The organism is Mesorhizobium sp. P160927, from assembly GCF_057766385.1.
Genome location: NZ_JBYMDW010000001.1, coordinates 4,848,815 through 4,865,568, shown reverse-complemented (window position 1 = coordinate 4,865,568; position 16,754 = coordinate 4,848,815). Strand labels below are relative to the sequence as shown.

General features: G+C 63.1%; 18 protein-coding genes. 12 read left to right on the top strand and 6 right to left on the bottom strand.

Annotated elements, in window-relative coordinates; all coding sequences use genetic code 11:
* Position 1: 1 nt before the first annotated feature.
* On the top strand, positions 2 to 229 hold the full coding sequence (locus AC3CB8_RS23725; RefSeq protein ID WP_023769596.1) for a hypothetical protein: 228 nt from the start codon (positions 2 to 4) through the stop codon (positions 227 to 229).
* On the top strand, positions 226 to 663 hold the full coding sequence (locus AC3CB8_RS23720) for a TA system VapC family ribonuclease toxin (RefSeq protein WP_352563834.1): 438 nt from the start codon (positions 226 to 228) through the stop codon (positions 661 to 663). Before AC3CB8_RS23725 ends, AC3CB8_RS23720 begins: the two co-directional genes overlap by 4 nt.
* A 68-nt stretch (positions 664 to 731) precedes the next feature.
* Here AC3CB8_RS23720 and AC3CB8_RS23715 read toward each other — a convergent pair whose 3' ends face one another.
* On the bottom strand, positions 732 to 1,322 hold the full coding sequence (locus AC3CB8_RS23715; protein ID WP_023792305.1) for a transglycosylase SLT domain-containing protein: 591 nt from the start codon (positions 1,320 to 1,322) through the stop codon (positions 732 to 734).
* Positions 1,323 to 1,538: 216 nt separating this feature from the next.
* Between AC3CB8_RS23715 and AC3CB8_RS23710 the strand changes: the two genes are divergently transcribed.
* Positions 1,539 to 3,077: a trimethylamine methyltransferase family protein gene (locus AC3CB8_RS23710; RefSeq protein ID WP_023769599.1), complete on the top strand. Its 1,539-nt coding sequence runs from the start codon at positions 1,539 to 1,541 to the stop codon at positions 3,075 to 3,077.
* Positions 3,078 to 3,167: 90 nt separating this feature from the next.
* Complete coding sequence (locus AC3CB8_RS23705; protein WP_023782740.1) at positions 3,168 to 5,609, top strand: GcvT family protein; 2,442 nt, start codon at positions 3,168 to 3,170, stop codon at positions 5,607 to 5,609.
* A gap of 18 nt (positions 5,610 to 5,627) precedes the next feature.
* Here AC3CB8_RS23705 and AC3CB8_RS23700 read toward each other — a convergent pair whose 3' ends face one another.
* The gene (locus AC3CB8_RS23700; RefSeq protein ID WP_015317141.1) at positions 5,628 to 6,023 is read right to left on the bottom strand and encodes a DoxX family protein; all 396 of its coding nucleotides are present in this window, start codon (positions 6,021 to 6,023) and stop codon (positions 5,628 to 5,630) included.
* A gap of 213 nt (positions 6,024 to 6,236) precedes the next feature.
* On the opposite strand from AC3CB8_RS23700, the gene AC3CB8_RS23695 reads away from it, so the two are divergent.
* A complete protein-coding gene (locus AC3CB8_RS23695) occupies positions 6,237 to 6,725 on the top strand; it encodes a hypothetical protein (RefSeq protein ID WP_023782739.1) in 489 nt (162 codons plus the stop codon).
* A 42-nt stretch (positions 6,726 to 6,767) separates the two neighbouring features.
* Here AC3CB8_RS23695 and AC3CB8_RS23690 read toward each other — a convergent pair whose 3' ends face one another.
* Entirely contained in the window at positions 6,768 to 7,544 is a 777-nt protein-coding gene (locus AC3CB8_RS23690; protein ID WP_352563835.1) for a VOC family protein, read from the bottom strand.
* Positions 7,545 to 7,719: 175 nt separating this feature from the next.
* Here AC3CB8_RS23690 and AC3CB8_RS23685 point away from each other — a divergent pair, with 175 nt between their 5' ends.
* The 6 genes from AC3CB8_RS23685 (at position 7,720) to AC3CB8_RS23660 (ending at position 13,212) form a co-directional block, all read left to right on the top strand.
* The gene (locus AC3CB8_RS23685; RefSeq protein ID WP_023769603.1) at positions 7,720 to 8,445 is read left to right on the top strand and encodes a gamma-glutamylcyclotransferase; all 726 of its coding nucleotides are present in this window, start codon (positions 7,720 to 7,722) and stop codon (positions 8,443 to 8,445) included.
* 121 nt (positions 8,446 to 8,566) lie between these two features.
* Entirely contained in the window at positions 8,567 to 9,922 is a 1,356-nt protein-coding gene (locus AC3CB8_RS23680) for an NAD(P)-dependent oxidoreductase (RefSeq protein ID WP_023769604.1), read from the top strand.
* A gap of 5 nt (positions 9,923 to 9,927) precedes the next feature.
* A complete protein-coding gene (locus tag AC3CB8_RS23675; protein WP_352563836.1) occupies positions 9,928 to 10,770 on the top strand; it encodes a class I SAM-dependent methyltransferase in 843 nt (280 codons plus the stop codon).
* Between the two features lie 12 nt (positions 10,771 to 10,782).
* Positions 10,783 to 12,096, top strand: a complete 1,314-nt coding sequence (gene preA, locus AC3CB8_RS23670) for an NAD-dependent dihydropyrimidine dehydrogenase subunit PreA (RefSeq protein WP_023769606.1) — start codon at positions 10,783 to 10,785, stop codon at positions 12,094 to 12,096.
* 106 nt (positions 12,097 to 12,202) lie between these two features.
* Positions 12,203 to 12,721 (top strand): RrF2 family transcriptional regulator, encoded by a 519-nt coding sequence (locus tag AC3CB8_RS23665; RefSeq protein ID WP_352563837.1) that lies wholly within the window; start codon positions 12,203 to 12,205, stop codon positions 12,719 to 12,721.
* A 32-nt stretch (positions 12,722 to 12,753) separates the two neighbouring features.
* Positions 12,754 to 13,212, top strand: coding sequence for a carboxymuconolactone decarboxylase family protein (locus AC3CB8_RS23660; protein ID WP_352563838.1), 459 nt, complete (start codon positions 12,754 to 12,756; stop codon positions 13,210 to 13,212).
* A 119-nt stretch (positions 13,213 to 13,331) separates the two neighbouring features.
* On the opposite strand, the gene AC3CB8_RS23655 is transcribed toward AC3CB8_RS23660, so the two are convergent.
* Positions 13,332 to 14,054 (bottom strand): SDR family oxidoreductase, encoded by a 723-nt coding sequence (locus tag AC3CB8_RS23655; protein WP_352563839.1) that lies wholly within the window; start codon positions 14,052 to 14,054, stop codon positions 13,332 to 13,334.
* Positions 14,051 to 14,890 (bottom strand): SDR family NAD(P)-dependent oxidoreductase, encoded by an 840-nt coding sequence (locus AC3CB8_RS23650; protein WP_352563840.1) that lies wholly within the window; start codon positions 14,888 to 14,890, stop codon positions 14,051 to 14,053. The genes AC3CB8_RS23655 and AC3CB8_RS23650 overlap by 4 nt, the downstream gene beginning before the upstream one ends.
* Positions 14,891 to 14,993: 103 nt before the next feature.
* Here AC3CB8_RS23650 and AC3CB8_RS23645 point away from each other — a divergent pair, with 103 nt between their 5' ends.
* Entirely contained in the window at positions 14,994 to 15,875 is an 882-nt protein-coding gene (locus AC3CB8_RS23645; RefSeq protein ID WP_352563841.1) for a helix-turn-helix transcriptional regulator, read from the top strand.
* A gap of 12 nt (positions 15,876 to 15,887) precedes the next feature.
* Here AC3CB8_RS23645 and AC3CB8_RS23640 read toward each other — a convergent pair whose 3' ends face one another.
* Positions 15,888 to 16,523, bottom strand: coding sequence for a TetR family transcriptional regulator C-terminal domain-containing protein (locus AC3CB8_RS23640; RefSeq protein WP_023769612.1), 636 nt, complete (start codon positions 16,521 to 16,523; stop codon positions 15,888 to 15,890).
* Between the last annotated feature and the right edge of the window lie 231 nt (positions 16,524 to 16,754).

Genomic DNA, 16,754 nt, shown 5'->3' with positions numbered 1-16,754 from the left:
TGTGAGAACGACACTTGCCATCGACGATGATGTCCTCCTTGCCGCCAAAGCCATGGCGCGGCAGCAGGATCGCAGCGTTGGGGAGGTCATTTCCGATCTTGTTCGCCGCTCGCTGCATCGGCCTCAGGCGGGCGATGAGCGCAATGGCATTCCCTTGCTGTCGTCCCAGCCTGGCAGCACGATGGTTGATCTCGAGACGGTCAACAGGCTTCGCGACGAACTGCCGTGATCTTCCTGCTCGACGTGAATGTCTTGATCGCGCTGATCGATCCCAGCCATGTCGCGCATGACGATGCCCATCGATGGTTCGAATCCGTCGGACGCACCTCATGGGCCACAAGCCCTATCACCGAGAATGGTGTCATCAGGATCGTGGGCAATTCCAAATACCCCAATTCTCCCGGCTCGCCTGCGGTCGTTGCGCGGATTGTTGGTAAAATGCACGCACTTCCAGGACATCAATTCTGGCCGGACGACATCAGTCTGGTCGGTTCTGCCGATATCGATACCGGCAAGATCCTGACCTCGGCGCAAGTCACGGATAGTTACCTACTGGCGCTAGCCAGTGCGCGTGACGGCAAGTTGGCGACCTTTGATCGAAAATTGTCGACGGCGGCGGTAAAGGGAGGAAAGTTGGTTCTCCACCTCATACCGACCGAGTGAAATCCGGACTCAGGCCCGGCTCTGACATAGCATCAAAGATGCCGAGTGATTTCGCTGACCCCGGCGGATCAGTTGTTGCACTGCCTTAGCTGAGCGTCATAGTCGCGGGCCATCTTGTCGGTGGCCCGTGCGTAGCCCTGGACGCCGGCATCGCCGCGATTGCCGCGGCCATAGGCGGTCCAGCCGAGATAATAGGCGAGGTAGAGGTTGTAGGTGTCGTTGCGGGCGACGCCGTAGCTGTCCGATGTCTTGGAATGGTACCAGCCGACGAAGTCGACGGCGTCGGCGAATCTCGTGCGCCGCGCCGCCCAGTTGCCGGTTTCGCGCTGATATTGCGACCAGGTGCCGTCCAGCGCCTGCGAGAAACCGGTGGCCGAGGAGACATGTTTCCACGGAATGAAGCCGAGGAGTTTGGTGCGTGGCGGGCGGGCGTTGCTCTTGAAACCGGATTCCTTGCGCACGGTCGCCATCAGCACCGGCACCGGCACACCGTATTTCTGTGAGGCGCGCTCTGCAGCCGACTGCCAATTGTCGAACCAGCCATCGTTCTGATCGAAGACGGCGCAGACATTGTTGATGTGACTGGGTGCCGTCGCGCAGGCCGAAAGTGCCAGCAGCACGCCAACCGCTACAATTTTACTAAAACTCGACCTACGCATTGGATGAGCAATAGGCCGAAATCATAAAAGGAATCTTGCTGTCGCCGTTAACGCCTTGTCGGCACGAGCGGGCAAGAAAATGCCATATAGGTATTCCGACGCTATTTGTCGCCTTTTCTAAATGGACATCGCATATATGGCGCCTTGGCTAAAATCGCGTCGACAAATGGCGTATTTCCGACAGCTTGACCGCCCTGCCGAAGCTTTGATGCCGACATGAGCGAACCTAGACGAAAGCGCGGCGCCGAGCGCACCAGCAACCGGGGGCCAGCGCCCATCACGCAACTGCCGCCCAGGCGGGTGATCAATCCCTATCCGCCGATGGCGTTGTTGTCACCAGAACAGGTCGAGGCGATCCATCAGGCGTCGATGCACATATTGGAGAATTTCGGCATCGAGGTAATGAGTCCGCGTGCGCTGTCGCTGTTCGAGCAGGCCGGCGCGAAGGTTGATCACGCCTCGGCGAATGTGCGCGTCGATCGCGGCATGATCGACGAGGCGCTGAAGACGACGCGGTCCGGCTATACGCTGACCCCACGCAATGCGGCCAACACAATCCATCTCGGCGGCAACACCATTAATTTCACGCTGGTTGCCGGTCCTCCCAATGTGCATGACATGGAGCGGGGCCGCCGTGCCGGCAATCTGCGCGACTATGCGGATCTGACCAGGCTGGCGCAGCATTTCAACTGCGTCCACATGCTTGGCAACCAGGTCTGCGCGCCGGTCGAACTGCCGGCCAACTCACGCCATCTCGATACATACTTCACCAATCTGACGCTGACCGACAAGAGTTTTCATGTCTCGGCGATCGGCCGCGGCAGGGCGCTGGACGGCATCGAGATGATGGCGATCGCGCGTGGGATGACGCTGGCCCAGATGGCTGATGATCCCGGCATTGCCACCATCATCTCGGTCAACTCGCCGCGTCGCTTCGACGAGATGATGGCCGAGGGGCTGATGACCATGGCCGAGTACGGCCAGTCGGTTGCGGTGACACCGTTCACGTTGATGGGAGCGATGAGCCCGGTGACGCTGGCCGGGGCGCTGGCGCAGCAGAATGCCGAGGCGCTGTTCGGCGTGGTGCTGACGCAACTGGTGCGGCCAGGCGCGCCTGTGATGTACGGCGCCTTCACCTCCAATGTCGACATGAAGTCGGGCGCGCCGGCCTTCGGCACGCCTGAAAACACCAAGGCCAACATTGCTTCGGGACAATTGGCGCGCCGTTATGGCCTGCCATACCGGACGACGCCCGGCTCGGCTTCCAATGCCGCCGACGCGCAAGGCGCCTATGAGACGCTGATGGCGTTGTGGGGCGCGGTGCTTGGCCATGGCAATCTCGTCTACCACGCCGCCGGCTGGCAGGAGGGCGGGCTGACGGCGTCGTTCGAGAAATTCATCATCGACGTGGAGATGATCCAGCACATGATGGAGTTTCTGCGCCCGATCGTGGTCGATGAGGCGGAGCTTGCCGTGGAGGCGCTGGGGGCTGTGCCGACCGGCGGCCATTTCTTCGGCGAGCCGCACACGCTGGAGCGCTACGCCACCGCCTTCTACCAGCCGATGCTCTCCAACTGGCAAAATTACGAAGCCTGGCAGGAGGCCGGCGGCCTCGACGCGACCGCGCGCGCGACGCGGCTGTGGAAGAAGGCGCTGGAGGATTATGTCGAGCCGGTGATGGACATCGCCGTGCGCGAAGCGCTCGAGGCCTATGTGGCCAAGCGCAAGGAAGCGATCGGGCAGGGCGAGCCGTGAATTTCGCGGTGTTGGCGCGCGGCAGGGGAGCCGGGCGCTGTCCTTTCGCATCACTTTCTCTCCCAACTCACTGATATCAGGGAAAAATCGATGAAATCGCATGCAAAGGTCGTAGTCATCGGCGGTGGCGTCGTCGGATGTTCCGTGCTGTTCCATCTTGCCCGTCATGGCTGGACCGACGTCGTGCTGCTGGAGCGCGACGAGCTGACTTCAGGCTCGACCTGGCACGCGGCCGGCGGCATGCACACGATCAATGGCGATCCCAACGTCGCCAAGCTGCAGAAATACACCATCAATCTCTACAAGGAGATCGAGGAGTTGTCGGGACAAGCGACCGGCGTCCACCTGACCGGCGGCGTGCTTCTGGCGGCCACCGAGGCGCGGCTCGACTGGCTGCGCGGCGTCGTCGCCAAGGGCCGTTATCTCGGCATCGAGCTGGAGGAAATCTCGCCGAAGGAGGCGGCCGAACTGATGCCGCTGCTCGATCCCAAGCAATTCGTCGGCGCCGTCCGCAACAAGGAGGACGGCCACCTCGATCCCTCCGGTGTCACCCACGCCTATGCCAAGGCGGCGCGAAAACTCGGCGCCGAGGTGGAGCGCTTCACCAAGGTCGAGGATATCGTGCGCCGTCCCGACGGGCTGTGGCGCGTCATCACCAACAAGGGCGAGGTGGTGGCCGAGCATATCGTCAATGCCGGCGGCCTGTGGGCGCGCGAGGTCGGCCGCATGGTCGGGCTCGAACTGCCGGTGCTGGCGATGGAGCACATGTACCTGATCACCGAGGACATGCCGGAGGTTGCCGCCTGGAACCAGAAAACCGGCACCGAAATCATCCATGCGGTCGATTTCGACGGCGAGCTCTATCTGCGCCAGGAGCGCGGCGGCATGCTGATGGGCACTTATGAGAAGGCCAACAAACCATGGTCAGAATACCAGACGCCGTGGAATTTCGGCCATGAATTGCTGGCGCCGGATATCGACCGCATCGCGCCGTCGCTCGAGGTCGGCTTCCGGCATTTCCCGGCCTTCCAGAACACCGGCATCAAGCAGATCATCAACGGGCCTTTCACTTTCGCGCCCGACGGCAACCCGCTGGTCGGGCCGGTGCGCGGCCTGCCGGGCTTCTGGGTCGCCTGTGGCGTCATGGCCGGCTTCAGCCAGGGCGGTGGCGTTGGTCTGGCGCTATCCAACTGGATGATCGAGGGCGATCCCGGCGCCGACATCTGGGCGATGGACGTGGCGCGTTACGGCGACTGGGCTGGTATGGCCTACACCAACGCCAAGGTGCGCGAAAACTATTCCCGGCGTTTTTCGATCCGCTTCCCGAACGAGGAATTGCCGGCCGGGCGGCCGCTGAAGACTACGCCCGTCTATGACCTGTTGTCGGCCAAGGGGGCGCAGTGGGGCGTCGCCTACGGGCTGGAGGTGCCGCTCTGGTATGCGCCGGAAGGCGTCAAGGACGAGTTCTCATGGCGGCGCTCGAGCGACTTCAGCCATGTCGCCGCCGAAGTCGCCACGGTTCGCGCAGGCGTCGGCTTATCGGAGATATCGAGCTTCGCCAAATACAAGGTGACAGGGGAGGGGGCGGCGGCCTGGCTCGACCGGATGCTCGCCTGCAAGCTGCCGAAACCCGGTCGCATGACGCTCGCCCCGATGCTGAAGGAAGACGGCAGGCTGATCGGCGACTTCACGTTGGCCAATCTCAGCCCCCAAGATCGGGAAGCAGGGGGCTGGTTCCTGGCCGGCTCCGGCATTGCCGAGCAATATCACATGCGCTGGTTCGAGCAGCATCTGCCTGATGATGGCTCGGTTCATATCGAAGCGCTGGGACAAAAGCTTACCGGCCTGTCGATTGCCGGCCCCAAGGCCAGGGACGTGCTGGCAAAAGCCACGCGCTCCGGCACATCTAACGAGGCATTTCCCTTCATGGCAGTCGGCAAGATGGACGTCGGCATGGCGCCGTGCCTGGTCGGCCGCGTCAGCTACACCGGCGATCTCGGCTACGAGATCTGGGTGGCGCCGGAATATCAACGTGCCGCGTATCAGGCGCTGATGGCGGCGGGGGTGGAATTCGGTATCGGCCTGTTCGGCTCGCGCGCGCTCAACGCGCTGCGGCTGGAGAAGAACTACGGTTCATGGGGGCGCGAATACCGGCCGATCTACGGGCCGCTGGAAGCCGGCCTCGATCGTTTCGTCGCCTACGGCAAGGACGCGGATTTCATCGGCAAGGCGGCGGCTCTGGCCGAGCGCAAACAGGGCGGCAAGTTGCGGCTGCGCGCCTTCATCGTCGATGCCGACGATGCCGATGTCATTGGCGACGAACCGATCTGGTTCGGTGGCGCGGTGCGCGGCTGGGTGACGTCGGGCGGCTATGCCCATCATTCGAAGAAGTCGGTCGCTGTCGGCTATGTGCCGAAGGAGATCGCGGACGAGAGCGACGGCTTCGAAATCGAGTTGCTCGGCAAGCGGCATGCGGCGCGCATGCAGGCGGCGCCGCTGTTCGATGCGAATTTCGAACGGATGCGGGGGTGAACCACCCCCGCACGGGGATCACGCGCTCCGGCGGTTGTCGAGCGCGAAGGCGCCGGCGCCGGCAAAGACCAGATAGAGGAAGATGAAGCAGAACGAGATCGCCGAATCGCCGCTGTTGTTGACAGGAAAAAAGTCACGCGGCATGTGCGCCATGAAATAGGCGATCGCCATTTCGCCGGCCAGAAGGAATGCGACCGGGCGCGTGAAAAGGCCCAGCGCCAGCAGAATGCCGCCGGCGAATTCGAGGATGCCGGCTGCTAACGGCAATCCGCTCAACGCGGTGGCTGCGTGATCGCTGGCAGGGAAATTGAACAGTTTCTGCGTGCCGTGCTCGATGAACTGCAGCGCGGTCATGATGCGCAGGACGCCGAGCGCCTGCGGCTGATATCTGGCAAGGCCATCGAAAAGCTTCATCCAAAACTCCGTTTAGCTTCTCGGATCGGCCATAGGTTATTGCCCGGCGGTGGACCATTCACTTCCCAGGGCCGGCCATCAACAATTAGTGATTGGAACTGTTCCCCGGCCTGACCTTTCATTATGCTCTCGTCTAGGTTGCATTCTTTTCTGTATGGTTGTATTGGTTGTAGTCGCCGATTTGAACGCTCTTGACATGTGGGTCCTCTTGCCATGAAAAAAGCCGCCATCAGCCTGTTCGCGATCCTTGTGAGTACCAGCTTAGTCAAGGCCGAGGACGCCGGCTGCGAGGCCTTCAAATGGCCTGTGACGCGCGAACAGGCGCTGTTTGCAACTGCGCCCTCAACGCCGTCCGGAGCGACACTGGCAGTGGGGGAGGCCGCGGATCTGGCCCTGGTACCGGCCGAGAAGGCCGGCTTTCCGGTGCCGCCCGAACGCGCGCCCGCGCAGGGCACGTTCGGCGCTGTCGCCAATGTGGCGGTGCCGCCGGAAGGGACCATCCAGATCAGCCTGTCGGGAGAGGCCTGGGTCGATGTCATCCAGGACGGCAAAGCCGTGAAATCGTCCGGCTATAGCGGCGTCAAGACCTGCCCCGGCATCCGCAAAAGCGTGCGCTTCAAGCTCGCGGCCGGCCAAGCCACCGTCCAGTTCAGCGGTGCCAAGAAAGAGACCCTCAAGGTCGCGGTGCTGGCACCGGAATGAGCCGACGCCAGCAAGCATGATATCAGCGGTTGACGCGGGCGCTTATCGCACCGGTGCCATCAAAGCGAGGTGCGCGCCTTGTGGATCCTGGCATTGCACGACCCAGCTGCCTCCGGGGACCTCCATCGGTCCCATCAGGATCTTGCCGCCATTGTCGGTGACGCGTTTTGCGGCCGCGTCGATGCCGGTGACGTTAAAATAGAACTGCCACACCGGCACCGGAATCTGCTCGGGCTTGTTCATGATGCCTCCGCCGGATTCGGGGCCGGCGGTAAAGGTTTGGTAGATGCCCATCGGCCCTATGTCGAATTCGCCGGCATTGGCCCAGCCGAACTGGTCGGAATAGAAATCAAACGCGGCCTTCCAGTCGCTCGTATAAAGCTCATGCCAGCCGATATGGCCAGGCGTATTGGCTGGCACGACGGGCTGGTCCGGACCATTCGGCTGCAGGAACATGAAGGTCGCGCCTTGCGGATCGGCCACGACGGCAAAGCGGCCGACGCCTGGAATGTCGTCGGGCTGGCGGTGAACGGCGCCACCTGCCTTTTCCAGCGACGCTGTTGCCGCGTCGACATCGCGGGCGTGGATGTAGCCCAGCCAGGCCGGCGGCATGCCCATCTTGGCGGCATCTTGGGGCATCGTCATCAGGCCGGCGACGCCACGCTCGCCGACATTCATGACGACATAGCGCGGCATGCCTGGGACCTTGTCGAAGGGCTCGGCCTTCCAGCCCACCACGGCGGGGTAAAAAGCCTCGGCGGCGTCGAGGTCTGATGTCATCAGTTCGTACCAGAAGAAGGGCATCGGGGATTGTGGCATGGTCGGTCTCCTCACCGTTGTGCACCGATCGTCGTTCGATCCATCCCAGGACGATCTTGACGACGGAAATCCGACATCTGGGCTGGAAATCGGGAACGGCAAGGCGCACCTCTGGCGATCGTGCGTGTCTTGCGATTTTCGCCTTTGCTTGGCCCCGAGGAGGGGTCGTCGTTCCATGCGGCAGATGTCACTCACAGCCGAGCTTGTCGCACTGTGCCATCGCGAGGAGGCCGATCCCGGGCCCAGCGGCAGCTGGACGCAACTGAGCGACGAGGATTTCCGGGTCCTTTCCGAGCGGCTCGCCGATGAAGCAGATGCGGGGCCGCTATGGGTGTTCGCCTATGGCTCGCTGATCTGGAAGCCGGCTTTCGAGTCCGTCGAACGCAAGCGGGCCACCGCCCATGGCTGGCACCGCTCGTTCTGCATCGACATGGTTCGCTGGCGCGGCAGCGTCGCGCAGCCTGGATTGATGATGGCGCTGGAACGCGGTGGGCGGTGCGATGGTGTGATCTATCGTTTGCCGGAAGGGGAGAAGGCTGCTCGGATCGAAAGGCTGTTGCGGCGCGAGATCGACGATCACGAGAGCGTCGCTTCGGTCAGGTGGGTCCCGGTGCGTACGGCGCAAGGGCATCTGCGGGCGCTGGGTTTCTGGGTCGGGGTGACGGGCAGGGGCACTTCGCTCGGGCAGCCGCTGGAGACAGTGGCACGGGTGCTGGCGCGCGCCTGCGGCCATGTCGGCTCCGGGGCGGAATATCTTTACAACACCGTGAGCCACCTCGAGGAATTCGGCATCCGCGACCGCAATCTTTGGACGTTGCAGCAATTGGTCGCCGACGAGATCAGGTCGATCCACGGCAATGGCAGGGGTGGCGGCCCCATCCCAGCGTCACCGTCATCATAATATGAATAAAATTGTCATATTTTCTTCCGGTCCTTTCAACGGCTTACCCCAAAAATTGACCAATTGATAAAAAAATAAAATGTGCTAGCTTTCTCCAAAACGAAAAGATGGGGAACTGAGAATGCCAGAAGGTCAGTTCAAAGACGGTATTGTCGGCGGCCGGCTTCTGCCCGACCAATACGCCGACAATTTTTCCGACCTGCATCCTCCGCTCGACCATCACGAGGCGCTGGTCGAATCCGACCGCTGCTATTTCTGCTACGACGCGCCGTGCATGAACGCATGCCCGACCTCGATCGACATTCCGCTGTTCATCCGCCAGATCTCGACCGGCAACCCGATCGGGTCGGCCAAGACCATCTTCGACCAGAATATTTTGGGCGGCATGTGCGCCCGCGTCTGTCCCACCGAGACGCTGTGCGAGGAGGTTTGCGTCCGCGAGGTTGCGGAAGGCAAGCCGGTCCAGATCGGTCGTCTTCAGCGCTACGCCACCGATGTCGCGATGAGCGAGAGCAGGCAGTTTTATCCGCGTGCCGAGCCGACAGGAAAGACCGTAGCCGTCGTCGGCGCCGGCCCGGCCGGTCTTGCCGCCGCGCACCGGCTCGCCCGCCATGGCCATGACGTGACCATCCTGGAGGCGCGCCCGAAGGCGGGCGGCCTCAACGAATATGGCATTGCCGCCTACAAGAGCGTCGACAACTTCGCCCAGGCCGAGGTCGACTATGTCACCGCGATCGGCGGCATCGACATCCAGAACGGCAAGACGCTCGGCCGCGACTACCAGCTCTCCGACCTGATCCGCAATTACGACGCCGTCTTCCTCGGCATGGGGCTTGGCGGCGTCAACGCGCTGCGCGCCGATGGCGAGGATGCCGCCGGCGTCACCCATGCGGTCGAATTCATCGCCGAATTGCGCCAGGCCAGCGACCTCTCCGGCTTGCCGGTCGGCCGCCGCGTCGTCGTCATCGGCGGCGGCATGACGGCGATCGACGCCGCCGTGCAGTCGAAGCTGCTTGGCGCCGAGGAGGTGACGATCTGCTACCGGCGCGGCCAGGAGCATATGAACGCCTCCGAATTCGAGCAGGACCTGGCCGCCGCCAATGGCGTCACCATCCGTCACTGGCTGCAGCCGAAGCGGGTGATTACCGAAAGCGGCAAGGTCAGTGCCATCGAACTCGAATACACGGCGCTCGACGGCGAGCGGCTTGCCGGCACCGGCGAGACGCTGACGCTGGTTGCCGACCAGGTGTTCAAGGCCATCGGCCAGAGTTTCGTGCCGGTTGCACTCAACGGCAGCGGGGCGTCGATCGATCTTGAAGCCGGCCGCATCAAGGTCGACGCGCAAGGGCGCACGTCGCTGGCCAAGGTCTGGGCCGGTGGCGACTGCATATTCGGTGGCGACGACCTGACCGTTTCGGCCGTGGCGCAAGGGCGCGACGCGGCGGAAAGCATCCACAGGAACCTGACCCAGGGATAAGGATCATGGCCACGGTGGAACCGGGCATTGCCCGTCACTATGAGATTTCAGCCCTGGAGGAGCGGATTCTTGCCGCGCTTGCCGACACCGGCGTGGAAATTGCCCATCTGAGCGCCGACGATCTCGCAGCGGTCGACGAATTCCACATTGGCGGCATCGCCGCCACCCGGGAACTCATCGACCAGATGGGGCTGAAGCCTGGAGCCCGGCTTCTCGACATCGGTTCAGGCATCGGCGGTCCGGCCCGTTTTGCGGCGACCAATGCCGGCGCCGATGTCACCGGCATCGACCTGACGCAAAGCTATGTCGATATCGCGACCAGCCTGTCGAAGCGGGTGGGAATGGCCGGCAAGACGCGCTTCGTGCAAGGCAGCGCGCTGGACATGCCGTTCGCCAAGGCCAGCTTCGATGCGGCAATGATCCTGCATGTCGGCATGAACCTGCCTGACAAGGCCAAGCTGATGAGCGAGGCCGCCCGCGTGCTGAAGCCCGGCGGCGTCTTTGCCGTCTATGACGTGATGCGGCTCAAGGTTGGGGCACTGACCTATCCGCTGCCATGGGCATCCGACGCGACCATGTCGTTCGTCGCCACGCCTGCTGATTATCGAGCGGCCGCGACCGCCTGCGGCTTTTCGGTAACCGCCGAGCGCCCGCGCGGCGCTTTCGCCATCGAGTTCTTCGACACCATGCGTGCCCGCATGGCCGCCGCGCAGGCCGAGGGCAAAAAGCCGCCGCCCGGCGTCGGCCTTGTCATGGGCGAGGATGCCCGCACCAAGATCGCCAATCTCACCGCCGCGCTTGAGGGCGGCAGTCTTGCACCCGTGGAAATGCTCCTTCGTCTCCGTTGAAAGGGACCTGTCATGGCTGACATCAGAAACAATTTCGTCGGCATCAAATCGCCCAATCCGTTCTGGCTGGCGTCGGCGCCGCCGACCGACAAGGCCTACAATGTCATCCGCGCTTTCAAGGCGGGTTGGGGCGGCGTCGTCTGGAAGACGCTTGGCGAAGAGGGGCCGCCGGTGGTTAACGTCAACGGCCCGCGCTACGGCGCGATCTGGGGTGCCGACCGGCGCCTGCTCGGCCTCAACAACATCGAATTGATCACCGACCGCGATTTGCAGACCAATCTTCGCGAGATGAAGCAGGTCAAGATGGACTGGCCCGACCGCGCGCTCATCGCGTCGATCATGGTGCCATGCGTCGAGGAAAGCTGGAAATCGATCCTGCCGCTGGTCGAGGAGACGGGCGCCGACGGCATCGAGCTCAATTTCGGTTGCCCGCACGGCATGTCGGAACGCGGCATGGGTGCGGCCGTCGGCCAGGTGCCGGAATATATCGAAATGGTGGTGCGCTGGTGCAAGCAATATACGCGCATGCCCGTCATCACCAAGCTGACGCCCAACATCGCCGATATCCGCAAGCCGGCGCGGGCAGCGCATGCCGGCGGCACCGACGCTGTGTCGCTGATCAACACCATCAATTCGATCACCGGCGTCGACCTCGACAGTTTCGCGCCGATGCCGACCATCGATGGCAAGGGTTCGCATGGCGGCTATTGCGGCCCGGCGGTGAAGCCGATCGCCATGAACATGGTGGCCGAGATCGCCCGCGATCCCGAAACCCGCGGCCTGCCGATCTCAGGCATCGGGGGCATCACCACGTGGCGGGACGCCGCCGAATTCATGGCGCTGGGCGCTGGCAATGTGCAGGTCTGCACGGCGGCGATGACCTACGGCTTCAAGATCGTGCAGGAGATGATCGCCGGCCTCGAAAACTGGATGGACGAGAAGGGCCACCGGTCGCTCGACGACATCATCGGCCGCGCCACGCCCAACGTCACCGACTGGCAGTATCTCAACCTCAACTATGTCGCCAAGGCGCATATCGATCAGGACGCCTGCATCAAATGCGGCCGCTGCCACATCGCCTGCGAGGACACCTCGCACCAGGCGATCACCAACGTGGTCAACGGGGTCAGGCATTTCGAGGTGATCGAAGCTGAATGTGTCGGCTGCAATCTCTGCGTCAATGTCTGCCCGGTTGACAATTGCATCACCATGGAGCCGCTAGCGGCCGGCGCGTTGGACCAGCGCACCGGCAGACCGGTGTCGCCGGTCTATGCAAACTGGACCACGCACCCGAACAATCCGATGGCCAAGGTGGCGGCGGAGTAGGGGCAACCTTCAAAAGCGGCGTCTCTGGACGTCGCTTTTTCCATTTTGCTATTGCAGATAAGTTTTATCCAGGATATGTCTTATCTATGAATTGGAGACTAGCATTATGAAGCTGGGCGAGGGCGTTGAGGCGGCCATCCACTGCGCGGCGACACTGGCGAGCGTCGACGGCAACAGTACAATCCCGGGCGCGGCGCTGGCGGAATCCTTTGGCCTGTCGCCGAGCTATCTCCTGAAACACCTCAATATGCTGACAGCGTCCGGCATTCTGGAATCAGTTCCGGGTCCCGCCGGCGGCTACCGGCTGGCACAGGCTGCCGAACGCATTACGCTGCTCGACATCGTGCTCGCCATCGAAGGGCGCGAGCCGGCTTTTCGCTGCGGCGAGATCCGCCGTAACGGTCCGGTCAAGATCGATGCCTCTGCCTATGTCAAACCTTGCGGCATCAATGCGGCGATGCTGAAGGCGGAGCGCGCCTATCGGGCAGCCCTCGCCGAGGTGAAGTTGTCCGACATCGTGGCGGACTACGCCGCGGAAGGCGACCCCAGATCGTTTGCCGCGAGCTGCGCCTTTGTCGAGCGCCATCAACGGCGGCAAAAACCCAGTTCAACCAACCAAGCCTAAGTTACCTCCCCAAGGATGCGAAAGGAAAGACGATGAAACAGAGGCTGCAGTTTTTTGCCAAGGCGCCCGAGATCATGAAGGCTGTGTCGGCGCTCAACAAGGCGGTCGACGAATGTGGACTGGAGGTGAGCCTGCTGCACCTGGTCAAGCTCAGGGCCTCGCAGATCAATGGCTGTTCCTTCTGCGTGGAGATGCACAGCCGCGAAGCCAGGCGCGACGGTGAGACCGAGCAGCGGCTCTATCTCGTCGCCGCCTGGAAGGAATCGCCGCTGTTCTCCGAGCGCGAACGCGCCGCCTTCGCCTGGACCGAAGCGGTGACCCTGATCGCCAGCAACGGCGTGTCGGACGAACTCTACGCCCGCACGCTGGAGCATTTCTCGGAAGAGGAGTTGGTCAAGCTCTCCGTCGCGGTCGGCATGATCAACACCTGGAACCGGCTTTGCATTCCGTTTCACGCCATCCATCCGATGCCGGCCTCCAAGGCGGCCTGACAGTCCGGACATCTTTGGGGCGCCGCGGGGAAAGGCGGCGCCCCTGCTGTTTCAAAGGATGTCGCGCTGAGCGGAGGGTTTCTGACGCTGGTCGCCCAGTCGCTTTAACTCTCCAACGTTTACGCCGCGAACCGCAGGCCCCCATCGCAGGTCAGCACCTGGCCGGTCACGAAGCCGTTGGAGACGAGGAAGGCTATCGCCGAGGCGACGTCCTCGGCGCGGCCGATGCGGCCGACCGGCGTTTTCCCCGCATATTCTCCAAAGACCGCCTGCCGCTGCTCTGCGGGCAGAAAGTCCCACCACGGCGTGTCGATGACACCGGGCGCCACGACGTTGACGCGCAGCGGCTTCAGTTCCACGGCCAGGATCGGCACGACGGTCAAGAGCATGCCGTTGATGGCGCCGATGCCGGCGACGCCCGGCATGGCGACCTGCGCCGACACCGCCGAGATGAAGGTGACCGACCCCGATTTGTTCAGCGTCGGCAAGGCCGCCTGCAGGCAGGAGAGTTGCGGCCGTACCTTCTCCTCGACGCCGCCGCCGATGTCGGCAAGGTCGAGGGTCTCGAACGGGCCAAGGCCCTTGCCGCCGCTCGCCGCCAGAACGAGGTGGTCGAACGGACCGAGGCGCTCGAAGAATTGGCGCGCCTCATCCGGCTTCGAAGCGTCGAAGGCAGCCTTGCCGGCGGCGCCGCCAAGACTTTTCCAGGCGCCGACGAGCTTGTCCTGGTTGCGCCCGGTGATCGTGACCTTCATGCCCGGGCCGAGCAGTTTGCGCGCCGTCGCCAGGCCGATCCCGGATGAGCCGCCGATGATGACTGTGTGTTCGGTTCTGTTGGTCATGGCTGTTCTTCCTTCGATTCTGGCGGAGCCATCCCGACGAGGTCTAGGCTCAGGCTTCGCAATTGTTGTCTTGCCTTGACGTCATGGGCCTGGGCGTCGGCGCGGGATTCCTGCAGGCCGTCGAAATAGAGGCCGCTGCGCCCTTCCAGCGCGGGCGAGGTGGCGAGGTTCAAGATAGCTTCGGCGCCGGTTTCGACCGAACTCCATGGCGTGACGCCCGCCTGGCGGACCATGGTGGTGTTCATGTAACTCGCCGGATGCAGCGCGTTGACGGTGACGCCGCTGCCTTTCAACTGCCCGGCCAGATCGACGGTGAACAGGATCTGGGCCAGCTTGCTCTGGCAATAGGCGCGCACGCCGCTGTAGCCGCGGGTCAGCATGACATCGCCGAAATCGATCGCCTGCTGGCCGGCCGAGGCGACATTGACGATGCGCGCCGGCGCGCTCGCCTTCAGCAGCGGCAGAAGCTCCGAGGTCAGCAGGAAGCCGGCGAGATAATTGACGGCAAAGCGCAACTCGTAGCCATCGGCGCTTGTCTGTCGTTCGTCCCCGGCGGTGCCGACGCCGGCATTGTTGATGAGGATGTCGAGCCGATCGGTGCGTGCGCGAACGGTCGCGGCGAGCCGGCGGACTTCGGCCAGCGAGGCAAGGTCGGCGGCACAGAATTCTGCCTTGCCGGCGGCGGCTTCGATCTCGGCGATGACGGCGTCTCCGCGTGTGGCATCGCGGCCATGCACCAGCACCCGTGCGCCGGCGGCACCCAGCCTTTGCGCTACCACGCGGCCGACGCCATCGGTCGAGCCTGTGATGAGGACGGTCTTGTCTTTCACTTTCATGTTCAGAGCCTCCTGTTGTTGCTCTGAACGCAAGATGGAGCGCTTCGCCCATGTCAAACAGTTCAAACTTTATCCTGGTATCAATACTGCTATAATGACCGGCATGAACGCTCCCGTTGCCTCCACCCGATCAGCCGACGAGAGCCGCCGGCGCGAACTCGGCGCCTTCCTGCGGTCGCGCCGGGAAAGGCTGGCGCCATCGGCCACCGGCATCGCGACGGGGCCCAGACGGCGCACACCGGGTCTGCGACGCGAGGAAGTGGCGATGATCGCCGGTGTCGGCACCACCTGGTACACCTGGCTCGAGCAGGGCAGGGACGTGCGGCCCTCGGTGGAAGTGCTGGCGGCGCTCTGCGAGGCTTTGCGCCTCGACGCCGTCGAGAAGCGGCATCTGTTCATCCTGGCCGGCCGCCAGCAGCCGGAGCGTCGTGTGGCGGCGCCTGAGAAGGTCGACGCTACGCTGTTGCACTTGCTGCAAAGCCTGGTGCTGCAGCCCGCCTATGTCGTTGGCCGTCGTTGGGACGTTCTTGCCTGGAACGACGCGGCCGTGGCGGTGTTCGGCGACTACGGCCTGCTCGAGGGCGATAGCAGAAACATCGTCCACATGGTGTTCACCAACCCGCACCATCGCCGCCTGCTGGTCGACTGGGAAGAACTCGCCCGCGTGGTGCTTGCTTCATTTCGTGCCGAAAGCGCCAAATATGTCGGCGATCCGGATTTCGAACGGCTGATCGCGCTGATGATGAGTTCAAGTCCCGAGTTCCGTGACCGGTGGCCCCGGCGCGACGTGGCGCGCAGGCTGACCGGCGTGAAGCATGTCCGGCATCCCACGGTGGGCTTGATGGCCTTCGAGCATATGAGCCTGTCAATCGACGACGGCTCGGACATGCGGCTGATCGTCTACACACCGCTCGCCGAGCAGAACTCGATCGCCAAACTTCAACAATTGCTCGAGGCGATGCCGGCCGAACGGCGCAGCGCGTGAGCCGTCGTAGGATCAAGCCTTCGGCTTCAGCCCATCGAGGAACAATTGCTCGAGGAAGCGGGCAGCGTCCTCGAAGCGGCCGTCGCCGCCACGGTTCGGCCCCAGCACGGCGCGGACCTGGACATCGAAGTCGGCGTAATGCTGCGTCGTCGCCCAGATCGAGAAGATCAGATGCCAGGGATCGGTCCGGGCGATCTTGCCGGCGCGCATCCAGCCCTTGATGACGGCGGCTTTCTCGTCGACCAGCGTCTTCAACTCGCCCGCCAGCAGCGGCATGATACGCGGCGCGCCTTGCAGGATCTCGTTGGCGAAGAGTCGGCTCTCGCGCGGAAAGTCGCGCGCCATTTCCAGCTTGCGCCTGATGTAGCTCCTGAGTTCGGTCATCGGATCGCCGATGTCGTCGAGTTCCCGCAGCGGCGCCAGCCAGGTTTCGAGTAGCCGTTCCATCAATGTCTCGTGGATGTCTTCCTTGCGGCGGAAATAGTAGAGCAGGTTCGGCTTCGACATGCCGGCGGCTTCGGCTATCTGGTCGATGGTCGAACCGCGGAAGCCGCTGGTGGAAAACACTTCGAGCGCGGCCTCAAGGATCAGTTCGCGTTTTTCCTGCTGGATGCGGGTGCGGCGAGGGGCTTGCGTGCTCGTGGTCACCGTTGCGGGCCCTCGCCTTGCCAAATCTCGCATTCAAGGTCATCTGGACCAATTCTCTGGACCAGTTTTTCCCTAGGCTGTGGAACGCACTTCAGGAGCCGCATTTCCGCTAGTAATCCATTGACCGCCGACATGGCGGTGCTAACGTTTGTCCAATCGGTCAAAATTTGCGTAGCATGAAAGCGCGGCAAAGACCAAGCGTTGGACGCAGCGAAACAGGTTACAAGGGGA

Coding starts and splice junctions, on each gene's coding strand:
- AC3CB8_RS23710 (WP_023769599.1), top strand. CDS start 1,539: ATGAGCGAACCTAGACGAAAGCGCGGCGCCGAGCGCACCAGCAACCGG.
- AC3CB8_RS23660 (WP_352563838.1), top strand. CDS start 12,754: ATGAAACAGAGGCTGCAGTTTTTTGCCAAGGCGCCCGAGATCATGAAG.
- AC3CB8_RS23690 (WP_352563835.1), bottom strand. CDS start 7,544: ATGCCACAATCCCCGATGCCCTTCTTCTGGTACGAACTGATGACATCA.
- preA (WP_023769606.1), top strand. CDS start 10,783: ATGGCTGACATCAGAAACAATTTCGTCGGCATCAAATCGCCCAATCCG.
- AC3CB8_RS23685 (WP_023769603.1), top strand. CDS start 7,720: ATGCGGCAGATGTCACTCACAGCCGAGCTTGTCGCACTGTGCCATCGC.
- AC3CB8_RS23680 (WP_023769604.1), top strand. CDS start 8,567: ATGCCAGAAGGTCAGTTCAAAGACGGTATTGTCGGCGGCCGGCTTCTG.
- AC3CB8_RS23715 (WP_023792305.1), bottom strand. CDS start 1,322: ATGCGTAGGTCGAGTTTTAGTAAAATTGTAGCGGTTGGCGTGCTGCTG.
- AC3CB8_RS23705 (WP_023782740.1), top strand. CDS start 3,168: ATGAAATCGCATGCAAAGGTCGTAGTCATCGGCGGTGGCGTCGTCGGA.
- AC3CB8_RS23695 (WP_023782739.1), top strand. CDS start 6,237: ATGAAAAAAGCCGCCATCAGCCTGTTCGCGATCCTTGTGAGTACCAGC.
- AC3CB8_RS23665 (WP_352563837.1), top strand. CDS start 12,203: ATGAAGCTGGGCGAGGGCGTTGAGGCGGCCATCCACTGCGCGGCGACA.
- AC3CB8_RS23675 (WP_352563836.1), top strand. CDS start 9,928: ATGGCCACGGTGGAACCGGGCATTGCCCGTCACTATGAGATTTCAGCC.
- AC3CB8_RS23700 (WP_015317141.1), bottom strand. CDS start 6,023: ATGAAGCTTTTCGATGGCCTTGCCAGATATCAGCCGCAGGCGCTCGGC.
- AC3CB8_RS23645 (WP_352563841.1), top strand. CDS start 14,994: ATGAACGCTCCCGTTGCCTCCACCCGATCAGCCGACGAGAGCCGCCGG.
- AC3CB8_RS23650 (WP_352563840.1), bottom strand. CDS start 14,890: ATGAAAGTGAAAGACAAGACCGTCCTCATCACAGGCTCGACCGATGGC.
- AC3CB8_RS23655 (WP_352563839.1), bottom strand. CDS start 14,054: ATGACCAACAGAACCGAACACACAGTCATCATCGGCGGCTCATCCGGG.